The organism is Mongoliibacter sp., assembly GCF_007692705.1.
GTDB lineage: Bacteria > Bacteroidota > Bacteroidia > Cytophagales > Cyclobacteriaceae > Mongoliibacter.
The window spans coordinates 1-3,240 of sequence record NZ_REBN01000019.1; the positions used below are offsets into that span (position 1 = coordinate 1).

A 3,240-nucleotide genomic window follows, 5' to 3' on the forward strand; every position below is an offset into this window, starting at 1 on the left:
TTTACCTTTTTTCCCGGCGTACCAATCTTCCATAGTACTGATTTGGTCAATTGGAGACAACTTGGCCATGTTTTGGACAGACCTGAACAAATGGATGTGGAAGGTTTACAGCTTTCCGAGGGGATTTTCGCCCCAACCATCCAACATCATGAAGGGGTTTTCTATATGATCACCACTTTGGTGGGCAAAGGAGGCAATTTTGTTGTAACTGCAACAGACCCGGCAGGACCATGGAGTGACCCTGTATTTTTGCCCGCTGTACAAGGAATTGATCCTTCCATCTTTTTTGATGACGATGGTAAAAGCTACATTATTTACAATGGTGATCCACCGGAGAGAAAATCACTCTACAGTGGCCATAGGACTATCAGGATGATTGAATTTGATAGAGAAAATCTAAAAACTGTAGGCGATAATGTAATCTTGGTAAATGGAGGGGTTGATATCCACTCCAAACCGGTATGGATTGAAGCACCACATATTTACAAGACGAGAGGGTATTATTACTTGTGGGCCGCTGAAGGAGGAACAAGTGTCAATCATTCTCAGGTAGTGTTTAGGACCAAAGACCTCAAGGAGATGTTTATTCCTTACAAAAACAACCCTATCCTTACTCAGAGACATTTAGACCCGGCGAGACCTAACCCGATTTCTGCAACAGGTCATGCTGATATGGTGGAAACCAAAAATGGAGAGTGGTGGGCTGTATTTCTTGCAACGAGACCTTATGATAGGGGAGACCATTACAATATCGGGCGAGAGGTATTTTTAGCTCCAGTCACTTGGACTGATGATGATTGGCCTGTAATCAGTGCTGATTTTACGGAGGTTCAATATACTTATAAGGCTCCTGATTTGCCTGAAAACAAAGAAAACATTCCATTCCCAATCTCGGGCAGCTTTACCATTACTGATAATTTCGATAAGGATGAGCTGAAAGATTATTGGGTTTTTGTTCGTGTACCAAAAACAAAATGGTATGATATCAATACCAGAGCCAAAAAACTCACGATTAATTTAAGGCCCGAAACAGTTTTTGAGAAAACTAATCCAAGTTTTATAGCAAGGAGGCAGCAGCACAATAAGGGTTATGCTACCACTGATATTTCTTTTGAGCCTCAATCAGCGAACGAAAAAGCTGGAATGCTGCTTCTGCAGAATGAAAGTCATCATATTTTCTTTGCCAAAACTATAGATGAAAAAGGCAATCATGTCATCAATGTATTAAAAGCAAAAGATGACAATACCTATGAAGTACTGGCAACGTCTATGCTTGAGAAATCGGCCAAATCTCCCGTATCACTAAAGGTCGAATTTGAAAATGCTAAGTACAGCTTTTCAATAAAAGAAAAAGGAAATAAAGACTGGAAGCCTCTTTTAGAATTCACAGAGGGACAGTACCTCAGTACACGTGTTGCAGGGGGATTTGTGGGAGTTACTCTAGGTCCATATGCAACATCTTCAGGTGAGACAAGTGATAATACTGCTGATTTTCATCAGTTTACATACTCTGGAGAAAGTACAGCCATCAAAAATCAATAATGAAATTGAATTTTAGGGTTTCTTGTACATAGCATGTTTTGGCTTGATTTGTAGTCAAACCATCTGTAATACCCCGATCCTCGCCGCAAGGCTGGTTTCGGGGTTTTATGTTTTCAGATCAGTTTTTGAAACTGATTCCATTATGTACTAAATACATTATTATATTTATCTTTTCTTTTACCCTATATTTTAAAAAGAAAGTAGATCATTTTAATCCAAACCTATATGAAGACGCAAAGAAAATCCCTTAACCGTTTGATGCTTGGAGTGCTGATTTTTACCCTGATCACCAGTGCAAATGCGCAACAGGCCAATGTTAACCTTGATTTTGATCCGCAAAAGAATAAAGAAGGATTGGTTCCATTTAGTGCTCGGTTAAATTCCCCTATTGTCCATGATGATCAAACAGTTACCTTCAGAATTCAAGCCCCAGATGCTAAGGAGGTTAGGCTTGCGGGAATGGCGTTACTGACAGGCTTAGGCAAAGGAAATGAACCCATTCCTTTCAGTAAAGGTGAGGATGGAATATGGTCTTTGACTGTTGGACCACTTCCAGCTGATATGTATGCCTATCATCTTCACATAGATGGGGTGCAGGTGGCAGACCCAAACAATACCAATGCAGCCTTTACTGCCATGCCGCCTTACAGTCAACTGATTGTTCATGGTGATGGTCCGGCATACTATGATGCGAAGAATGTACCCCACGGTAATGTTACCAGGCACGTTTATCATTCGGAAGTCACTGATGGTGAGCGTGAAATGTATGTATATACGCCACCAGGTTACGATCCAAGCCAAAAGTACCCAGTCTTATATCTTACGGGAGGAAGTGGAGAGTTGCCTTCAAATTGGATTTTTGATGGCAGAGCCAATTTTATCATGGACAATCTTCTGGCTGAAAAGAAGTGCAAACCTATGATTATTGCCATTCCAAATAATCAGGTGATACATCGAAATCACCCTCAGCATACTGAATTGACATTTGATATTTTTGAGAAAGAATTAAGAAACCATGTTATTCCCCTTGTCGATCAAAGTTATAGTACTATTCAAAATCCCAGCGGAAGGGCTTTATCCGGTTTGTCAATGGGTGGGCGTCATGCTATGTTTATCGGGTTCCGCTCTTTGGATCTGTTTGCAAACTTTGGAATTCTGAGTGCCGGTGATATGGAACCTGAAAATACACTGGGCCATTTTCTCAACGATGCAGATGTCAATAATAAGGTTGATTATTTGTTCGTAGGTCAGGGAACTAAAGAAGTCGATGGGTATTTTGGTCCCAGAGCAGAAGCTTTGGTAAAAGCTCTATCGGATTATGGTATAGAGCACGAGTATTATGTTGGAGGAAAAGGAGGTCATGACTGGTCCACTTGGAGGCACCTACTTTACTACAAGTTTCTACCGAATCTTTGGAAAGACAAGTATTGAATTGCTTGCATATAATTTTTTTAACATTCTTGATGTGACAAAGATCAATGAATAGCTACTGATACTTTGAATTTAAAAAGTCCGGCAGAATTGCAAATGCAGTTTTGTCAGGCTTTTTTTTGAATTTCTTTGAGGCGTTTAATATCCAAGGTTATAATTTCATCAACAGCAACTGTCTTAAATCAATTTTCTTTAGGTAAAAATGCTGACCGGGAACGAATGTGCGTTCATACTTTGCTGACCGCGGAGCAATTTCGAGATAAGTTT

The 3,240-nt window shown here is 40.2% G+C and carries 2 protein-coding genes; both read left to right on the top strand.

Annotation, left to right across the window (positions count from 1 at the left end; all coding sequences use genetic code 11):
* Positions 1–1,542 (top strand): glycoside hydrolase family 43 protein (locus EA341_RS00270; protein ID WP_293010678.1); only part of this gene is annotated, 1,542 nt, incomplete at its 5' end.
* Between the two features lie 225 nt (positions 1,543–1,767).
* Positions 1,768–2,973 (top strand): esterase, encoded by a 1,206-nt coding sequence (locus tag EA341_RS00275; RefSeq protein ID WP_293010679.1) that lies wholly within the window; start codon positions 1,768–1,770, stop codon positions 2,971–2,973.
* The last annotated feature ends 267 nt before the right edge of the window (positions 2,974–3,240 follow it).

Bases quoted from the DNA above. Each gene is read 5' to 3' on its own strand.
- EA341_RS00275 (WP_293010679.1), top strand. From the start codon at position 1,768: ATGAAGACGCAAAGAAAATCCCTTAACCGTTTGATGCTTGGAGTGCTG.